This window comes from Parapedobacter flavus (assembly GCF_035818675.1).
Classification (GTDB): domain Bacteria; phylum Bacteroidota; class Bacteroidia; order Sphingobacteriales; family Sphingobacteriaceae; genus Parapedobacter; species Parapedobacter flavus.
In genome coordinates, this window is sequence record NZ_JAYKZZ010000016.1 from 84,539 (window position 1) to 101,731 (window position 17,193).

Below are 17,193 nucleotides of genomic sequence, written 5' to 3' on the forward strand. Positions count from 1 at the left end.
TTCCACTACCTAATTATAATCTGGGTTTTGTATCAGCAGATCGTTCTTGTTCATCTCGTCGCGCAATATAGGAAGAAAATACGCTTTGTCCTGCCACGTATGCGTCTCAAACACTTTGTGCGTAATGGTTGGCACCGTGGCCGTGGTATGGTCGGGGTTCAGCTCATAGACGATGTCGGCAACGGTAGTGACATCGAGGGCCTCCGGACCAATGGCCCACCGACGTATATCATAGAAACGATGGTCTTCGAAGGCAAGCTCGATTCGCCGCTCGTTGCGGTATCTTTCTTTGAGTGCTTCGCCCGACTCGGTCAACCCGGGTAAACCGGCCCGTTTCCGTACGCTATTGATGGTTGCCCTGGCTTCGGCGTCTTCTCCCAATTCGATGCAGGCTTCGGCATAGTTGAGGAGAACCTCGGTGTAGCGGATAAACCGCCATGTAACCGTTTGCCGCACATATTGTGCGTCATTATTGGGGTCGAGGTACTTGCGAAGATAATAACCGGTATAAGATCCATTCCAATCTTCAATCGGACTTTTACGGGTATCGACGCCAAACTCTTCCACCATGCTGTTGGTGGCATTGTCCCAGCGTTGCCAGCGGCCGGTCTGTATCTTGTTCAACGGATCCATCCCTTTTACGTCATCCGGGCGTTCGCGCCATGGGGCCTCGTTGTATAGGATGGTCGCATAAAACCGGGGCTCCCGGTTTTTGTACGGTTGGGCCGCATGGTCGGGGTTTGTCCAGTCGAATTTGGTGCCATCGGCCATCTCGAAGTCATCTACGACGTTACCGATCGGTGCATTGGCGCCCCATCCATGGTAACCGTTGGGTGAGGTATACAATCCGAAACGCTGCCCCATGGGCACGGTAAAGAACTTCACAAAGATGTCTTCTTCGTTGTGTCTGGACATGAAAAGATCAACATAGTTCTGGGCAACGGAATCCGCGGGACTTGGGTTAGCTCGGAAAAGTGAATACTGGTTGAGATCGATTACGTCTTTTGCTGCATTTTTGGCGGCCTGCCAGCGCGCGGCGCGGTTGCCGTCGGTGTAGCCGATGAGTTCGGGATGCTCATAAGATGGAAACACATCGGTGTTATACAGATCGCTCGCCGCATAGAGCAATACGCGTGCCTTCAGCGCCAAAGCGGCTCCTTTGGTTGCCCGGCCCAGGTTGTCACCGGAATGCGCTTCGGGGAGCAACGCCGCCGCTTTATCACATTCGGCCGCAATGAAACCCACACATTCGGCATAGGTGTTCCGCGCGGCCTTGAATTCGTCACCCAATTCATAGGCGTCCGTGATGAGCGGTACGCCGCCGTATGTGCTGGTGAGGAAATGGTAGAGGTACGCGCGCAGGAAATGGGCTTCGCCGGTCATCCGTTCTTTTTCTGTTTTGCCGTCCACCAGCGCATCACTGAAAGGAACTTCTTCTACCTTGCTGAAAAAGAGGTTGCAAAATCGGATGGTCTTGTATAGGTCTGCCCAACTACGCATCCGTGAAAATCCGTATGCGGGGATATTGTCTGCCGTAATAATGCCATTCTTGAAGTTGAGCGATGGCGCGTTTCCCCGGTAGTGGGCTTCATCGACGATGTTGGCTTTCATCCGGCCATCGGTTAACGGTTCATCAAGCCGGAAATAGATCTGGTTGATAAAGGTTTCTACCAAGGCGGGATCACTCCAGACAGCGGTTTCCGAAAACTCTGTTTTGGGGAGCGTTTCTAGAAAATCTTGATTGCACGAGGTGGCAAATAAGGAAATTCCGGTAAATGCTGCTATTATATAGGTTCTTTTCTTCATGATTTCTTCAGCTATTAAAACGTTAATGATACACCCAGGTTATACACTTTGTTAAGCGGATAGGCTGTAGCTGAGGTGGTTTCGGGATCAAAATCCTTCACGGCGGTAAATGTGAGGAGGTTCATGCCCGTAAAATAGACCTGTGCGCCGCTTAACCATAACTTTTCGCAGAACGCGGAAGGTATACTGTAGCCGAGCTCGAAGTTCTTGAGGCGGACATAGTCGGAATTTTGGAGCCAATAGGTATTGGTGCCCGGGTTCTGACGCCAGTATTCGTTGTACCGGTTCCATATACGCGGTTTCGACGCATCGGGATTATCCGGAGTCCAACGGCCTTCCACATCTTGTTTGAGGAAATTGCCTGCTTCTCCCTGCATCTGGTAATAGTTGTTTCGGATGGCACCGGTGGCCCACTGGAAGAACAAGGAGGTGTAGAAGCCCTTGAAAGAAAGGTCGAGGTTCAACCCGCCGGTATGCGTGGGCAGCTCGGTTTTATATACCCGGATACGGTCGAGGCCATTGATTTCGCCATCATCATTTACATCTTCGTAGATGATGTCGCCGGGGCGGGCACCGGCCCAATGGGGGTAGGCGTCCACCGCTGGTTGATCGCGGAATACACCTATTGCCTTGTAATACAGCTCGGTGTCCATGGGGTAGCCTGTAGATCGTTGGTAGTCCGGCACACCGGGTATTTCGTCCCAGAACCGGATCCGGTTTTTATTGAAATTGATATTTGCTGATATCCCATATTGGAATTCGCCGGCACGGTTGTTATAACCGACTTGGAATTCGGCACCCTGGTTTTCGACTTCGCCGATGTTTTCGCGAGGTAGCGTTAGCCCGGTCGATTCGGGTACCGAAGCGTTTCTTGACCACAGGATATTGGTCCGTAAATTATAGAAATATTCGGCAGAAAATGTCATTTTACCATGGAGGAATCCGGCGTCAAAGCCAATGTTGGACTGGTTCGCAACCTCCCAGGTAACGTTCGGGTTTGGAATGCGCAACTCTTCCAGTATCTTGTTTTCCACGTCGCCATTAAACACATAGATGCCATTTGCGGCCGATGGGAAGCCATAGCTTGCCAAGTACTGATAGGCGGTGATACGGTCGTTGCCGGTCTGTCCCCATGAACCCCTTAACTTGAAGTCGCTCACAACGGGTCGTATATCTTCCCAGAAGGGTTCGTCAGACACACGCCATCCCAAAGATACCCCAGGAAAGAATCCGAATCGCTTGGCGGCAGGAAAGATGTAAGAGCCATCGTATCGCCAGACGAACTCAAACAGGTATTTGTTATCGAAATCGTAATTCAACCGGCCGAAATAGTTGAGCCTAGCCTGTTCGCTAGCGGTACCGGTGCTGTTTTTCTCGGCGTCGCCCCCAGCAAAAAGCTGATCCAAGGCGGTCGACACGAAGTATCTACGGAAGGCTTCGAAACGCATTGTTTCGCCCGTAATACGTTCCACGCCAAATAGACCTTTGACGTGGTGTCTATCGCCGAATGTACGGTCGTAGTTGAAGAGGGTGTTCATAGTCAGGAGGTCGGCGTTCTGCATGTCTTGGGTGAGCTGCGGATTGGTAAATCCTTTTTGCCCCTCGACCAAAATCGGGTCGCCGTTGTCATCCCTGCTCGCGCCGTCCCATGCGTACAGGTACCAAGGCAACTGCCAGAGCTTATTGTTATATATCCGGCGGTCAAAAGCAACATTTGCCGATACGGACAGCCCCTCTACCCACGGCACGGAGATGTCGATGTTCGCCTTGGTCTCGAGTATGGTCGACTTATTGCGGTCATATCCCGTTTGGTTGGTGGTTACCACCACGGGGTTATTCCCATATTCGATATCGGGGCCATTCATCCCATTAGGCCAGTAAGCCGGCATGTTCGGCTTTCCCCGTCTTAGCATCTGGAAAATATCCGATGCCGATCGGGTGGGGTAATTCCGGTTTTCCTCACGCCCCGCCAAACTGATACCGTACTTCACGTATTCCGACAATTGACCATCGAGGTTTGTACGAAAATTGAATTGCTTGTAGTGCGTGGCGCTTTTTTTATAAATACCATCCTGGTAATTGTATCCCCCGGATATAAAGTATTGGAGGGCCTCCTGTCCGCCCGATATGCTTACTTGGGCGGTGCGTTGTGCGGAGGCCGACTGGAACGTAGCGTCATACCAGTTGGTATTCGGATACCCCCACGGGTCGCTGCCATCGCGGTATTTTTGGATCTCCTCATCGGTGAATACGGGTTGTTGGCCCGCGTACTGACTGATTTCATTGAGCATCTGCGCGTAGGTTGCAGCGTCCGCGACATCTGGAATGACCGTTGGCATACTCAATCCTTCATTATAGGTAAAGGTGAGTTGTGGCTTGCCCGTGCTGCCGCGCTTTGTAGTCACCAAAATGACCCCGTTGGCGGCTTGCGCACCGTAAATGGCCGCGGAGGCATCCTTTAGTACGGTTACGCTTTCGATATCGGCGGCACTTAGGCGCTCAAGCGACCGGTTGGCAATCCCGTCAACCACAATTAGGGGCGAATTATCTCCCAGGGTATTTGCACCCCGAATGCGGAAGGTGGAGTTGTCGCTTCCCGGCTCACCCGAGCGTGTGACAGCCACCAAGCCCGGCAACCTGCCTACCATGGCGTTCGAAAGGTTTATGGCGGGTGCTTTGGTAAGGGTTTCGCCTTTTACCGTTGCAACGGACCCTGTGATGGTGCCCACGCGTTGTGTTCCGTAGCCTACCACGACAACTTCGTCAAGGCCACTCACCTCCGTTTTGAGGGCCACATTGACGGTGCCTGGGGCCGCAACCCGTATTTCTTGCGTGGCGAAACCGATAATGGAAAAAATCAACGTGTGGTTTCGACTGGGAAGCTCGATGCGGTAGTCGCCATCCGCATCGGTTGTAACTAAGAGTGTGCTGTTTTTCACGGCAACCGTCACACCCTCAAGGGGAGTGCCTTCCTCATCGGTAACTCGCCCTGTGATGACTTCCTGCGCTTCCACGCGTCGTTTTGCCGGGAGCTTGAGTTCTCCGGGGGTAATGATGATGTTTTTCGACACCAGTTCGTATCCCAGTCCCTGCCCTTTAAGGCTCGCGATAAGGGCTTCTTCGATCGTTGCCTCCTGCAAACTCAGCGAAATCGGTTTGGTGTTACGTATGGTCCACGTGTCGTAGAACACGTGATAACCCGTTTGCTTTTTAATCTCTTTAAAGACTTCTGCTAATGTTGCCCGTTCTTTTTGCAGCGTAATGTGCTGTGCATAGGTGAATGCACTGACTTGCAGGCAACTGATTAGGGACAAGATAACGCACAACTTCATAACCAATAGATATTTAGGTTTCACCCGATATAACAGGTGATAGATACGCGTAATAATATTTTCGTACATTTGAATAAGGTTTATAAATGAGTCCTACTTGTTTTTAAATCCACATGGCCTAAAGCCATAGGCATCAGGGGCGGTCGCAACGCTCCTGATTGCATTTTTATAGCTTTAGCTGGTTTTTTGTCTTAAGCTAAGTCATCACGATTACCCTCCTCCCCATTATTTTGAATCGTACAGATCCTGTGAGTTCGATGGTCTTCAACAACGTCTCGAAATCTTCGAACCGTGAGAGCGTGCCACCGAAGTATTTATTGGTCATATCGCCTTGGTATTCCACCTCGATGTTATACCATCGTGCAATGGTGCTCATGACGTTACTGATGTGCTCGTCGGCAAAAGCAAAATAGCCGTCTTTCCAAGCTATTTCCGGATCGGCGTCCACCTCCTTGACTTCCATATACCGTCCCCGTGTAATGCTCTGGTTGCCGGGAATAAGCTTTTTAATTACTCGTGAAGACAGGTTGGTGACTTGGACCGACCCCTCTACCAGCGTTGTTTTTGTGTTTGCCTCGTCAGGATAGGCCGTAATATTGAAACGCGTACCCAACACCCGAACCGTCTGGTTGCTTGTTTTTACCAAAAAGGGAACGGGTGGCGATTCCTTTTCTTGGGGTTGAGACGTCACTTCAAAATAGGCCTCACCCTCAAGCTGAACAATGCGCTCTTGAACATCGAAATGTTGTGGGTATGTCAGCATACTGGCCGAATTGAGCCACACTTTCGTCCCGTCAGACAGCGTGATCTGATAGGTACCACCCCGCGGGGTAGTGATGGTCATGAGTGTCGGGAGGGCGTCGGGAGGTGCCTGCTGATGCTTCAAGACCATCGACCCATCGCCATATCGCATGTCATCGCCATTGACGACAACATTACTTTGCGCCTCGCTAAGGAACACGGTTCGTCCATCTGCCAGGGTTAAGGTTGCTTTATTCCCTCCAGGGACGATGGCCTGTTCGGTATTGCCCGGGTGCGGACGACTTGTTGGAACCAACTGTATAAACCAAAAAAGCCCGGCACATATACAAAGTAATGCTGCAATAGCTGCTGCAAAGCGCCACCGAGCAGCCATCGGAACGCTGTTCCTAATGGGTAGGTTGCCTTGTATTTCTGCCTGATGGAGGATTGACTGATACAAACGAGCACTGGGAATTGGCTGATCCGTCTCGTCCGTTTGCTCACGCCAAAGTTCGTCCAAAACCTGCTCTAGTAGTGTAGGGTCGTCTGTATGCAAGACGTATTGCCGCAACATTTGCAGCTCATTAGACCCGATGTTGTCATTGAGGTATTTCTTGAGTAGCAAACGTAGCTTTATTTTATCAATTGGCATGATCCCTTCGTTTTTTTAAAGGCAGTGTACGCTCGACATTGACCCTTATTTATAATAGATAACGGACGAATGGACAAGAAGGACTAGTGACGTGGTAATTTATTTGTAGTAGACGCATTCAAATGAACGGCCAAGCTAAAAGCAAGCCGTAAATCACACCATGTTTGGTAAAATGGTGCCTCAACGTCCGCAAGGCACATACCATATGGTTTCGTACCGTATTTGGTGAAATATGTAAACGTTGGGCAATCTCGTCATATGAGAGGCCCTCGTGTCGACTGAGTATGAACACAGCCTGTTGTTGCACCGGCAAGGCTTTGATGCTTTCGTCGGTCAAGCGGGTAAGGTCAGCAAGGAAAACGGCCTCTTCGGTGTCGTTTGTGTACCGTTTGCTTTGGTTGGTCAAGTACGCCAGCATGTCGCTTTCCTGCAGCGCTTTTCGGAAATGGTCGATAGCCAATCGCTTGGCGGTTAGGTACACGAAAGGATATAAAGGTTGGTCGATAGTTAGTTTCTCGCGATTCAGCCAAAGCTTTACAAAGGTCTCCTGAAGCACTTCGTCGGTTTTGGCGGCATCTTTAACCAATGAAAGAACCATTCGGTAGATCCGTGCGTGCAACAGGTCGTAAATTATCTTAAAAGCGGCCTCCTCGCCTTTTTTAAGGCGAGCCACCAGTTCATCGGCCACTTCTAAATGCGTCGGCATATTCGTATGGGTAAAAGACGAATATTAATATGTAACGATATGCTTGGTCATAATTGCAAAAACAAACGTAAGCTTTTTTTTTCGAATTCATAACTTTACCGGCCATGAGCAACATTCTTCCACCCGCCCTGGTACGCCGATTGGGCAACTCGGCAGGGTTTGATACGGCGGCTTTCGAGGCCGTACACGAGAAAGAAGGGGGATTCACGGCCATCCGGGTCAATCCCGCCAAGCGGAAATTGCCTGGCGAGATAACCGCCGACCCGGTGCCTTGGTGCGATACGGGCTATTACCTCGCGGAAAGGCCTGTATTTACGCTCGACCCGCTTTTCCATGCCGGGTGTTATTATGTGCAGGAGGCATCATCGATGTTTGTGGCCCACGCCATACGAACGCTCGGGCTGGATAAGGAGCCACTGGTGGCGCTGGACCTATGCGCAGCCCCCGGCGGGAAGAGTACGTTGCTGAACAGCTACCTCCATGCGGATAGTCTGCTTATTGCCAATGAACTCATCAAAGCACGGGCAACCGCGCTGGTAGATAATCTTGTGCGTTGGGGGCGACCCAACACGGTGGTATCCAATAATGACCCTTCTGCATTCGGCCACCTGCCGGGGTATGTGGACCTGCTGTTGGTGGACGCGCCATGCTCCGGGTCCGGCATGTTTCACAAGGATCACGAAGCGATTAATGCGTGGTCTGAATCGGCCGTACAGCTTTGCTGTGAACGACAACAGCGTATCCTCGCTACGAGTTTGCCGGCGCTCAAAGAAGGGGGCGTGTTATTGTATTCGACCTGCTCGTATTCCCGGGAAGAGGATGAAAAGATAGCTGATTGGCTATGCGATACACAGGGGCTGGAGCCGCTGAGCATCCCCATTGCCGCAGAATGGGGAATCGAGCAAACGCTGTCTGACAAGCACGCGTGCCCCGGCTATCGGTTCTACCCGCATAAGCTGCGCGGGGAGGGCTTTTTCCTGGCGGCATTTCGAAAGGTAAGCAAACAACCTACGTTTGACCATCGCAAACCGAAGGTGGAGCGGACAACGGTTCCGGCATTGAAGAAGTGGGTTAGCGGCATTGATGACTATTGCACGTTTACCATAGGCGAAGACATCCATATCCTACCCAAAAGATGGGAGACCGACCTGCATATACTTCGCAATATGCTGTATCTCCGCAATGCCGGTACGTACGTAGGATGGTTGGCCAACGGCGACCTTATCCCGGCGCACGACCTGGCGTTGAGCCTCGTGCGTCGACCGGATATACCCACCGTGGCACTGGCGGAGGACGAGGCGCTGCACTACCTGCGCAAGGGAAGCCTGCCGCCCACCATCAATAAGCATGGGATACGGGGGTGGGCGCTTGCCGCTTATGAAGGCGTGGCGTTGGGGTGGATGAAAGTGCTCCCCAACCGCATCAACAATTACTACCCGAAAGTGTGGCGGATTGCGACGATGTAACAGAAGTTAAAGCAGATCATTGGCGAGGTTGGCCAACTCGCTGCGTTCGCCCTTCTGCAGGGTGATATGAGCATAGAGGGGATGATCTTTCACATGTTCGATAAGATAGGAAAGCCCGTTGCTCTCGGCGTCGAGATAGGGGGTGTCTATTTGATAGATATCGCCGGTGAAAACAACCTTGGTGTGCTCGCCTGCCCGCGAGATGATGGTTTTGATTTCGTGGGGCGTGAGGTTTTGCGCCTCATCGACGATGAAGAAAATCTTGGTGAGTGTGCGGCCGCGGATAAATGCCAGCGGCGCGATGGCAACCTTTTCATTGGCAATGAGCTCGTCGATTTTGTCATTCATTTTGGGGTCATCGGCAAACTGCTCTTTAATAAACCGGAGGTTATCCCAGATCGGGGCTAAAAACGGGTCTGTTTTCGACTTAGCGTCGCCCGGGAGGAAGCCAATCTCCCGATTGCTCAACGGGATGACGGGGCGGGTAATGTAAATCTGCCGATACTGTTTACGCTGTTCCAATGCACTGGCGAGGGCCAGTAACGTTTTTCCCGTACCGGCATTGCCTTGGATGCTGACCAGCCGGATGGAGGGGTCTAGGAGGGCATGGAGCGCGAAAGCCTGCTCCTGATTACGCGGCTTGATACGGAATACCGGAGCCCCCGATACAGGTATGAAGGCGTGGGAGCCTTTGTGGTAGAATGCAGAAATAGTTTTTCGCTGCTGTTTAAGCACATAAAACTGGTTGGCACCAATATGGTCGACGGTGACTCCCTCGGCCGCGGCCGGCGTTTTTTGCCGCAGGGCATCCATTAGCGCCGCGGGTACATCACGGCGTATGGTCTTGCCGGTGTAGAGCGCTTCCACATTTTTGATTTTGCCGGTCTCGTAGTCCTCCGCGTGCAAGTTGAGTGCCTTGGCTTTAAGCCGCAGGCAGATGTCTTTGGATACCAACACTACTTTTTTATCGGGATGCTCGCCCATCAGGATGAATGCAGCATTGATGATTTGGTGATCGTATTTATCGTTGCCGAACACATCCACTGCATCTACGGGCAATGGGTGGCTGGGCAGTATAACCCGGAACCGCCCGTTGGTTTTGCCATTGAGGTGCACCCACTGGTTAATCAGCTTCTTGCCTGATAGTTCGTCGATGAGGCGGATGAATCCCCGTGCTTCGAAATTGCGGGTCTCGTTGCCGCCCTTCATGTTGTCGAGCTCCTCGAGCACCTGGATGGGGATGGCTACATCGTGCTCCTGGAAATTATTGAGCGCATTGTGGTCATAGAGAATCACTGAGGTGTCTAAAACGAAAATCTTCCGGGTTGTCGCCATGGGATAAAAATACTGTTTTTTTGTGCAGTGGAGCAGCCGACCAGACGTTTTTACGAAGAAACGCTAGGCTTTTTGTCCTGTGCCCCTAGCTTCTCTTGTGGATAACCCAGCAACACGTGATTGTGGATAGCTTCACTTCATATAGCCCTATGCGCTCCATAGGGGTATTATGGGCGACCCTCGGTTGTTGATAAGCCATTCGATCAGCGTGGAAAACGTGTTAATAAAATAAATCACTTTTTTCTTGCATCGAAAGCCTTTTATTGTTACCTTGGTACTATCAAGAACGGAGTTCTTTAACATAGCCCGAATGAAGCATCGCAAAGATGGCGGAGAGCCGAAAGGCCGATACCATCGGATGACTTTTGCAAGGGATTGGTTCCAGGAGGTTTTATGCCAAACGGAACGTAGTCAACTACCAACGGTATGCGACACGATCACCATATGCATCGGGGGTTTGTTCATCACGTGGAACTCTACGGAGAGAAGCGTATATGACAAGCTGCAACGACGAATTGCAATCGCTTTCATTAGCAATAGCATGAGACAAATGCCAGTGAAGATACTCAACTTGGTGCCTGATTTGCAACTACGGTTGTATTTAAGGTTAAAAACGGAGAATTCAAATCGAAAGAGGCGGTTCTCCGTTTTTTTATAATATATCGGCCACAACTCCGTTGCTGCACGAAAACATTCATAACCAATTGGTGTTCTTTGGTCAATACGATGAAGGCAATAAACTGAAGAAATTATAAGAATTAACGTTTACTTTTTATGAGGCCCGTTTGGAAATGGATAATCGGCATCGCTGTTGCCCTGTTGATTGTCATAACGATTGGTGCATGGTACTTGAGCCGCCATTGGAAACCGATATTGGATGCGCAGCTTAAGGAAGCCATTATTAGCTCCACCGATAGCTTGTACCTCATTGCTTATGATCGGCTGGATTTTAACCTGATTACCGGCAACGCCTCGATCAAAAACCTGCAGCTCACCGCCGATACCAACCGGTATGCCCAGATGGAACGCCGACAGCAGGCGCCAGATAATATTTACCACATCCGTGTTGCAAACCTGCGGATTAAGCAGTTCTACCCTCGCCGAATCCTTACGGAGCGCAAGCTGCATATCGACGACATCATCATCGATACGCCAAGTATACATGTGGTTAACAAATACCATGTATATAACGATACCGTTACCACCAAACGGGATGAACGGAGCCTCTACCAACGGATATCTGATATCCTGCGCGAAGTGAGCGTGTCGAGGATGACGTTGAATGGTATCCAATTTAAATTTTCGAAAAAGACGGATTCCACGCGTAGCGAAACCATATTGCACGACTTGAACGTGCAGGTAAGTGATATCCTGATCGACTCGCTGTCGCAATTCGATACGACACGGTTCTACCATACCCGTGCAATCGATATCGACATGCCGGGACTTCGGTATGAAACGCCCGACAGTTTTTATTATGTAAGTTTCGATCGGCTGCAAATAGCAACGCTTTACAAACAGGTAACACTTTCGGGCCTCAAATATGCGCCGCGGATGAGCAAGGCGGAATATTTTAAACGGAAGCAGCAGGCATCAGATATGGTCATACTCGATTTTCCGACCATCAGGCTTGAAAACATCGACCTGCAGCGGTTTGTGCATAACCAGAAGCTCTATGCCGGAAGTCTGCATATCGACAGCGGCGCTGTAGCGATAGCTAACGACTTGCGTTACCCCAAGAAGCCAAGCAACAAGATCGGTAAGTCGCCGCACCAGCTCCTCCTCCAGCTGAAGCAGCCGATAAAAATGGACTCGGTGTTGATGAACAACGTCGATATCAGTTACGCGGAGGTGAGCCGTAAGTATAAAAAAGAAGGAGAAATCACCTTTGAACGTACGAGCGGCTTATTTCGGAACGTTACTAACGATTCTGTGGCCCTGCTGGAGGACCAAACGATGGTGGCGAATGTGACGTCGTATATGATGGGCATGGGCAAATTGGATGTGGAGTTTACCTTCGATATGCTCGACAAGCGCGGCGCCCATACCTATAAAGGGACGCTCGGCCAAATGGACGGGCGGCCGCTTAACCGCATCCTCACACCACTATTGAATGCGGAGGTGGCGAGTGCCAACATTAAAGGTATACGTTTTGACGTGACGGCAGACGACCGCCGAGCGCGCGGAACGCTACATTTCGATTATAACAACATGCGACTCAACTTGCTGGCTAATGAACAGGATGGGGAGAAGTCGTCGAAAAAAGTCATTTCCTTCCTTGCCAACAGCTTCATCATCAATGACAGCAATCCCGATGCGAACGGCAAATACCATACGGGGCGCATCAGCTATGTTCGCCCGCCAACCTTTTCGTTTTTCAAGACGGTCTGGCAAAGTCTTCTGCAAGGGATAAAGGAATGTGCGGGTATCAGTCCGGAGCGCGAACGCCGGCTAATGAATGCGGCTGAAGAGGCCAAAAAAGCATCCGAAAAAACAGGCGGTTTCTTCAAGCGTATATTTGGAAAGAAGGAACGATGACGCCGTTAGTACTTGGGTCTGAATAAATCCAGAAATTTCGTAAAAATGCTATTGCGAGGTTCAAGTCCGGCTTGTTCGCGTTCCAGGTTAATAGCCTCCCGGCGGGTGAGGAGCACCATTTCCATACGTTGGTCTTCCAGTGGGCGGTCGTTCCCGTCTGTCGGTACGGCGGCGATGCTATCGACAACGGTGATCCCGGAAATGAGCTCTCCGAAAACCGTGTAGTTCTGATCGAGATGGGGCGTGCCGCCCAGTGTTTTGTAGACTTGGCGCTGATATGGCGGGATTTTCTGCCTGCCGGGCCCAACCTGTTCAAGACTGTCGAGCCTGCGGTCACTGAATGTACGCCCCTGTACCAGGTAAAACTGGGAGCCGCTGGATGCTTTCTCCGGATTATCATCGCGGGCTGCGCCAATGGCCCCTTTCTTATGGAACAGGCTGTCGTTGAACTCTGCCGGGATGGTGTAATCCGGCCCGCCCTCACCCAGCTCCTGTCTTTCTGCAGCATACCGCGAATTGGGGTCGCCACCTTGGATCATGAAATGATTGATGACCCGGTGGAACATCAGGTCTTTGTAATATCCCTCGCGCACCAGCTTCACGAAATTGTCTCGGTGCAACGGTGTCTCATCGTATAGTTTTAATAGGCACTCCCCTTTGGAGGTGATGATGCGTACGTATTTGTGAGGCGGTGCCGCATGGAGGAGGGTGTGAAAAGCCACCAGTGCGGCGATGAGGAGGATTTTTTTCATGTTTCGTCAAAATAATCAATGATCAACGATTTAATGACCACCTCTTGTTCGAGAAGTGTGTAATTGGGAATAGGTTTGACCAGTCGCCAATGGGGCCAGCCGTCTTGGTCGAGGCCCTCCAGTTCATAAAACCCCATAGCACTGAAAAGGCGACAGGTAGCAATATGCATCAATTCTTCTTTTTGCCTCTTGTTGAATTTTAGGGGGCCCTTTCCAAGCTCCTGCACACCAATAAGGAAAAGCATGACTTTTATATCGGGCTTTTCCATCTCGAACTGCGTTGCCGTGCTCACCTGCAGTTCGTTCCACTTCTTATTTATCAATGCCGCATTCACCCGGCAAACTTAGTTAACTTGACGGTTAAATGCAAGCAGCAAGATACAGCGGGCAAGCTGTGTGATTATTCCCCAAAGTGGGGAAGCTGTGGGTAGCGTTGCGGCAGGAATTAGGTGACGCTAGGGGTCGTGATTTTAGTCGTCTTGTTGAAAGATGTTGAAAATCAGGTTGATAGCGAGTTTTTGAAATAACTATGCGGTCTGGTGCGCGACTTGGCACAATATTGTTGCTTATCAGGCAACCGTTATGGGATGGGTTTGGCCAAAAGCAATTAACAATATAGCCGCACCGACAGTATAGTGGCATGAAGAGAACGGTAAATTACTTAGTAAGTATGAACTGTTTGTTTTAGTATCTGGAAAGGCGTCGCTTCGGTGGCGCTTTTTTTATTGCCTGTCTTTGCTCCATTCTTTTATCAATTCCCCACACCGTATGGCCACCATTTGATAAACGGGGTCGAATAAGCCATCGTCGAAATACGGATCCGGCACCTCGTCGTCGGGCAGGAACAACTGCACCAGTGCGCGTTGTTCATCGGTCTCGGCCTTAGCCAGTACGTTGCGTAGGTTGTCGCGGTCCATCACCAAAATATGGTCGTACACATCAAAATGATGCGGGCCGAACTGTTGTGCCCGTTGCCCACTGATATCTACCCCGTACCGTTTCGCGATGGCGATAGATCGGCGGTCGGGCGGATTGCCCACATGCCAGTTGCCGGTGCCTGCCGAATCGATGGTCCATCCCAGCCCTTTGCTATCCACCATATGTTGCAACACACCGTGTGCCAGCGGCGACCGGCAAATATTACCCAAACATACCATCAGTATCTTCATAATCAATCGTTAAAATTGCAGTGTAAATGTACTTCCTTTGCCTTCCTCGCTGTGGACAAGGATGTTTCCGCCGTGCAGCAACATGATTTGCTTGCTTAAAGTGAGCCCCACGCCACTGCCCGATTTGCGGGTGGTAAAGAACGGGATAAAAATGTTGTCGAGCAAATCAGCGGGGATGCCCCTGCCGTTGTCGCTTATCTGTACCCTCGGCTTGCCGTCGGTCGCCGATGCGGAGAGGGCAATCTGGGGTTCGGGTACCTTCTTTACGGCTTCCATGGCATTGAGTAGTAGGTTGATTAATACTTGCTCGATGAGGTCGATGTCCAGTTCCAACGTCAGCTGCGTATCTTTGAGGATGATGTCCAGTTCGATGTTTTTCTGGAGTATAGATGGCTCCATGAGCTGATACAGGTTTTCGAATAGATCGCTCGCCCGTACCGTGCTCAAATTCGGTCGCTCGATTTTATTCAGCGACCGGTAAGTGCCGGCAAATTTGAGCAGCCCTTCACTACGCCGTTTAATCGTTTCGGTACCTAGTCGGACATCTTCCAGCTCTTCATGGTTGGGCAACATGTCCAATCGGCGTTTCAGTGTGTCGGCGAGCGACGATATCGGCGCGATGGAATTCATGATTTCATGGGTGAGCACGCTGAGCAGTTTTTGCCAAGCTTTGGCTTCCGTCTCATCAATCGCTTCGTTGACATTTTGGTATACAATCAGTTGAAACTTGCCTTGGGGTGTCTGAAAGTGACTCGCCGTAAGCAGCAGCTTAATGTTGCCTTTCGCCGAGTTTACGCTGAGCAAGGTCTGTTCGCCCGGAACCAATTGCTTGGTTTTTTGGTAGAGGTCCTCGTTTTTCTTTTGGAGGCTCTCAAACCTGTGCAGATAGGGAATACCGAATAGCTTTTTGAACGCATCGTTCATCCACATTACTTCATGTGTATCGATATTGTAGGAGAGGATGGCCGTGTCAACGATCTCCAGTATCTGATGGAGGTACTGGTATTGCGTTTCGCGCTCGCCGCTTATTTTCTTGAAAACGCCATTAATATCATTAAAGGCACTCCGCAAGGGAAGTAGCTCGGCCCGGGCATGGGTGAGGGGAAAATGACGCGTAAAATCCCGGTACCGTGCTGCCTCAGCAAACTCTTCCAACTCGCGGTACGCACGCAGCTGCGAGCGGAAATTAAGGGCCAGTAGCCAGATGCAAAACGGGGCTAGTAGCGCGGCATAACCGTACCAGCCACCGAATAACAGATAGGCAAGTCCGGTCAACGCGATGAGGAGCAAAATTGCCCGGAAAAAAATCAACCGCCTGAACCGCCGCATACCTGCCTAGATGTCGTATTTGCTGAGCCGTCGGTACAGCGCGGTGCGCGTAATGCCTAATTCCTTGGCCGCCTTACTGATGTTGCCCCCATGTTTTTCGACAACATTGGCAATGGTGACCCGTTCGAGCTCCACCAGGTTGTGGTTGTCTGTGCCCAATGAATTGCCCGGAATAGCAGCCGGTGCTTGCTCAATCGGTGAAAAAATAAGGTCATCCACCCCCAATGTCTCATCGTCGGCCATGATAACGGCGCGCTCGATGCTGTATTGCAATTCGCGCACGTTGCCTGGGTAATGGTAATCGAGCAGCTTCTGCTCTGCTCGCTTATCGAAATCCGAGGCCGACTTCATGTATTTCTGCGCATATTTGTTGAGGTAGTGCCTGGCAATGCGTAGCGTATCGTCCCCACGGCTCCGAAGGGGGGGTACTTGTAAGTCCACCGTGTTGATACGATAAATGAGGTCTTTGCGAAAGCGGCTCTCGTTGGCAAGATCGGCCAGCGGCACGTTGGTGGCGCAAACCAGGCGGATATCCACCGGGATGGGGGTGTTGCTGCCCAACGGGATAACTTGCCTGTTTTGGAGCACGCTTAACAGTTTGGCCTGCTGTTGGAGGGAAATATTGCCGATTTCATCGAGGAAAAGCGTACCCCCGTTGGCCGCTTCAAACCGTCCTGCGCGATCTTCACGGGCATCGGTGAAAGCTCCCTTCTTGTGCCCGAATAATTCGCTTTCAAATAAACTTTCCGTCAGCGCCCCCACATCCACTTTGATGAAGGGCTTGTCTGCGCGGTTCGACTGCTTGTGGATGGCCGTGGCGATGAGGTCTTTGCCCGTTCCGTTTTCGCCGAGTATAAGGATATTCGCATCGGTAGGTGCAATTTTGCTGATTTTATAACGCAGGTCTTGCATAACCGGCGATTCGCCGATGAACTCCAAGTCGGCACCTGTGCTATTTTCGACCGCCTTTTTGCGTTCTTTTGTTGATAACAGGTCGGTAATGGCACCAATCAGCTGTTCATTTTGCCATGGTTTCACCACAAAGTCTGCTGCGCCTTGCTTGAGTGAGGTGACGGCCAGGTCAATAGCACCATACGCCGTAATCATCACAACGGGGAGATCGGGTTTGATGGATTTGATCCTATTCAACCAATAGAGTCCTTCGTTGCCCGTGTTGATGGTGCTTTTGAAGTTCATGTCGAGCAGTACCAAATCCGGCTTTTCTTTGGAGAGTATAGCGGGGATTTGTTCGGGATTATGTTCGGTAATGACCGTTGCAACGTGCTGTTTGAGTAATAGACGTACAGCGGTTAACACATCGTGATCATCGTCTACGACTAATATGCGCGCATGCTTCATGTTGGTTG

General features: G+C 50.8%; 12 protein-coding genes. 2 read left to right on the forward strand and 10 right to left on the reverse strand.

The annotated features are described in order from the left end of the window. Window positions 1-9 precede the first annotated feature (9 nt). The 4 genes from U9S71_RS13625 to U9S71_RS13640 all read right to left on the reverse strand — a co-directional run bounded on the left by U9S71_RS13625 (window position 10) and on the right by U9S71_RS13640 (window position 7,237). Window positions 10-1,806 (reverse strand): RagB/SusD family nutrient uptake outer membrane protein, encoded by a 1,797-nt coding sequence (locus U9S71_RS13625; RefSeq protein ID WP_326328061.1) that lies wholly within the window; start codon window positions 1,804-1,806, stop codon window positions 10-12. A gap of 14 nt (window positions 1,807-1,820) precedes the next feature. Further along, complete coding sequence (locus U9S71_RS13630; protein WP_326328062.1) at window positions 1,821-5,138, reverse strand: TonB-dependent receptor; 3,318 nt, start codon at window positions 5,136-5,138, stop codon at window positions 1,821-1,823. A gap of 196 nt (window positions 5,139-5,334) precedes the next feature. Continuing rightward, entirely contained in the window at window positions 5,335-6,531 is a 1,197-nt protein-coding gene (locus U9S71_RS13635; protein WP_326328063.1) for a FecR family protein, read from the reverse strand. A 118-nt stretch (window positions 6,532-6,649) separates the two neighbouring features. After that, window positions 6,650-7,237 (reverse strand): RNA polymerase sigma factor, encoded by a 588-nt coding sequence (locus U9S71_RS13640; protein ID WP_326328064.1) that lies wholly within the window; start codon window positions 7,235-7,237, stop codon window positions 6,650-6,652. A gap of 104 nt (window positions 7,238-7,341) precedes the next feature. On the opposite strand from U9S71_RS13640, the gene U9S71_RS13645 reads away from it, so the two are divergent. Then, on the forward strand, window positions 7,342-8,703 hold the full coding sequence (locus U9S71_RS13645) for a methyltransferase RsmF C-terminal domain-like protein (RefSeq protein ID WP_326328065.1): 1,362 nt from the start codon (window positions 7,342-7,344) through the stop codon (window positions 8,701-8,703). A gap of 6 nt (window positions 8,704-8,709) precedes the next feature. On the opposite strand, the gene U9S71_RS13650 is transcribed toward U9S71_RS13645, so the two are convergent. Then, entirely contained in the window at window positions 8,710-10,038 is a 1,329-nt protein-coding gene (locus tag U9S71_RS13650; protein WP_326328066.1) for a PhoH family protein, read from the reverse strand. 774 nt (window positions 10,039-10,812) lie between these two features. Here U9S71_RS13650 and U9S71_RS13655 point away from each other — a divergent pair. After that, on the forward strand, window positions 10,813-12,576 hold the full coding sequence (locus U9S71_RS13655; protein ID WP_326328067.1) for a hypothetical protein: 1,764 nt from the start codon (window positions 10,813-10,815) through the stop codon (window positions 12,574-12,576). Window positions 12,577-12,581: 5 nt separating this feature from the next. Here U9S71_RS13655 and U9S71_RS13660 read toward each other — a convergent pair whose 3' ends face one another. The 5 genes from U9S71_RS13660 to U9S71_RS13680 all read right to left on the reverse strand — a co-directional run bounded on the left by U9S71_RS13660 (window position 12,582) and on the right by U9S71_RS13680 (window position 17,185). Then, entirely contained in the window at window positions 12,582-13,328 is a 747-nt protein-coding gene (locus U9S71_RS13660) for a peptidylprolyl isomerase (RefSeq protein WP_326328068.1), read from the reverse strand. Next, entirely contained in the window at window positions 13,325-13,663 is a 339-nt protein-coding gene (locus U9S71_RS13665) for a hypothetical protein (protein ID WP_326328069.1), read from the reverse strand. Before U9S71_RS13665 ends, U9S71_RS13660 begins: the two co-directional genes overlap by 4 nt. A 387-nt stretch (window positions 13,664-14,050) precedes the next feature. Next, complete coding sequence (locus U9S71_RS13670) at window positions 14,051-14,497, reverse strand: low molecular weight protein-tyrosine-phosphatase (protein ID WP_326328070.1); 447 nt, start codon at window positions 14,495-14,497, stop codon at window positions 14,051-14,053. 9 nt (window positions 14,498-14,506) lie between these two features. Further along, complete coding sequence (locus tag U9S71_RS13675; protein ID WP_326328071.1) at window positions 14,507-15,826, reverse strand: sensor histidine kinase; 1,320 nt, start codon at window positions 15,824-15,826, stop codon at window positions 14,507-14,509. A 6-nt stretch (window positions 15,827-15,832) separates the two neighbouring features. Beyond that, window positions 15,833-17,185, reverse strand: a complete 1,353-nt coding sequence (locus tag U9S71_RS13680; protein WP_326328072.1) for a sigma-54-dependent transcriptional regulator — start codon at window positions 17,183-17,185, stop codon at window positions 15,833-15,835. Between the last annotated feature and the right edge of the window lie 8 nt (window positions 17,186-17,193).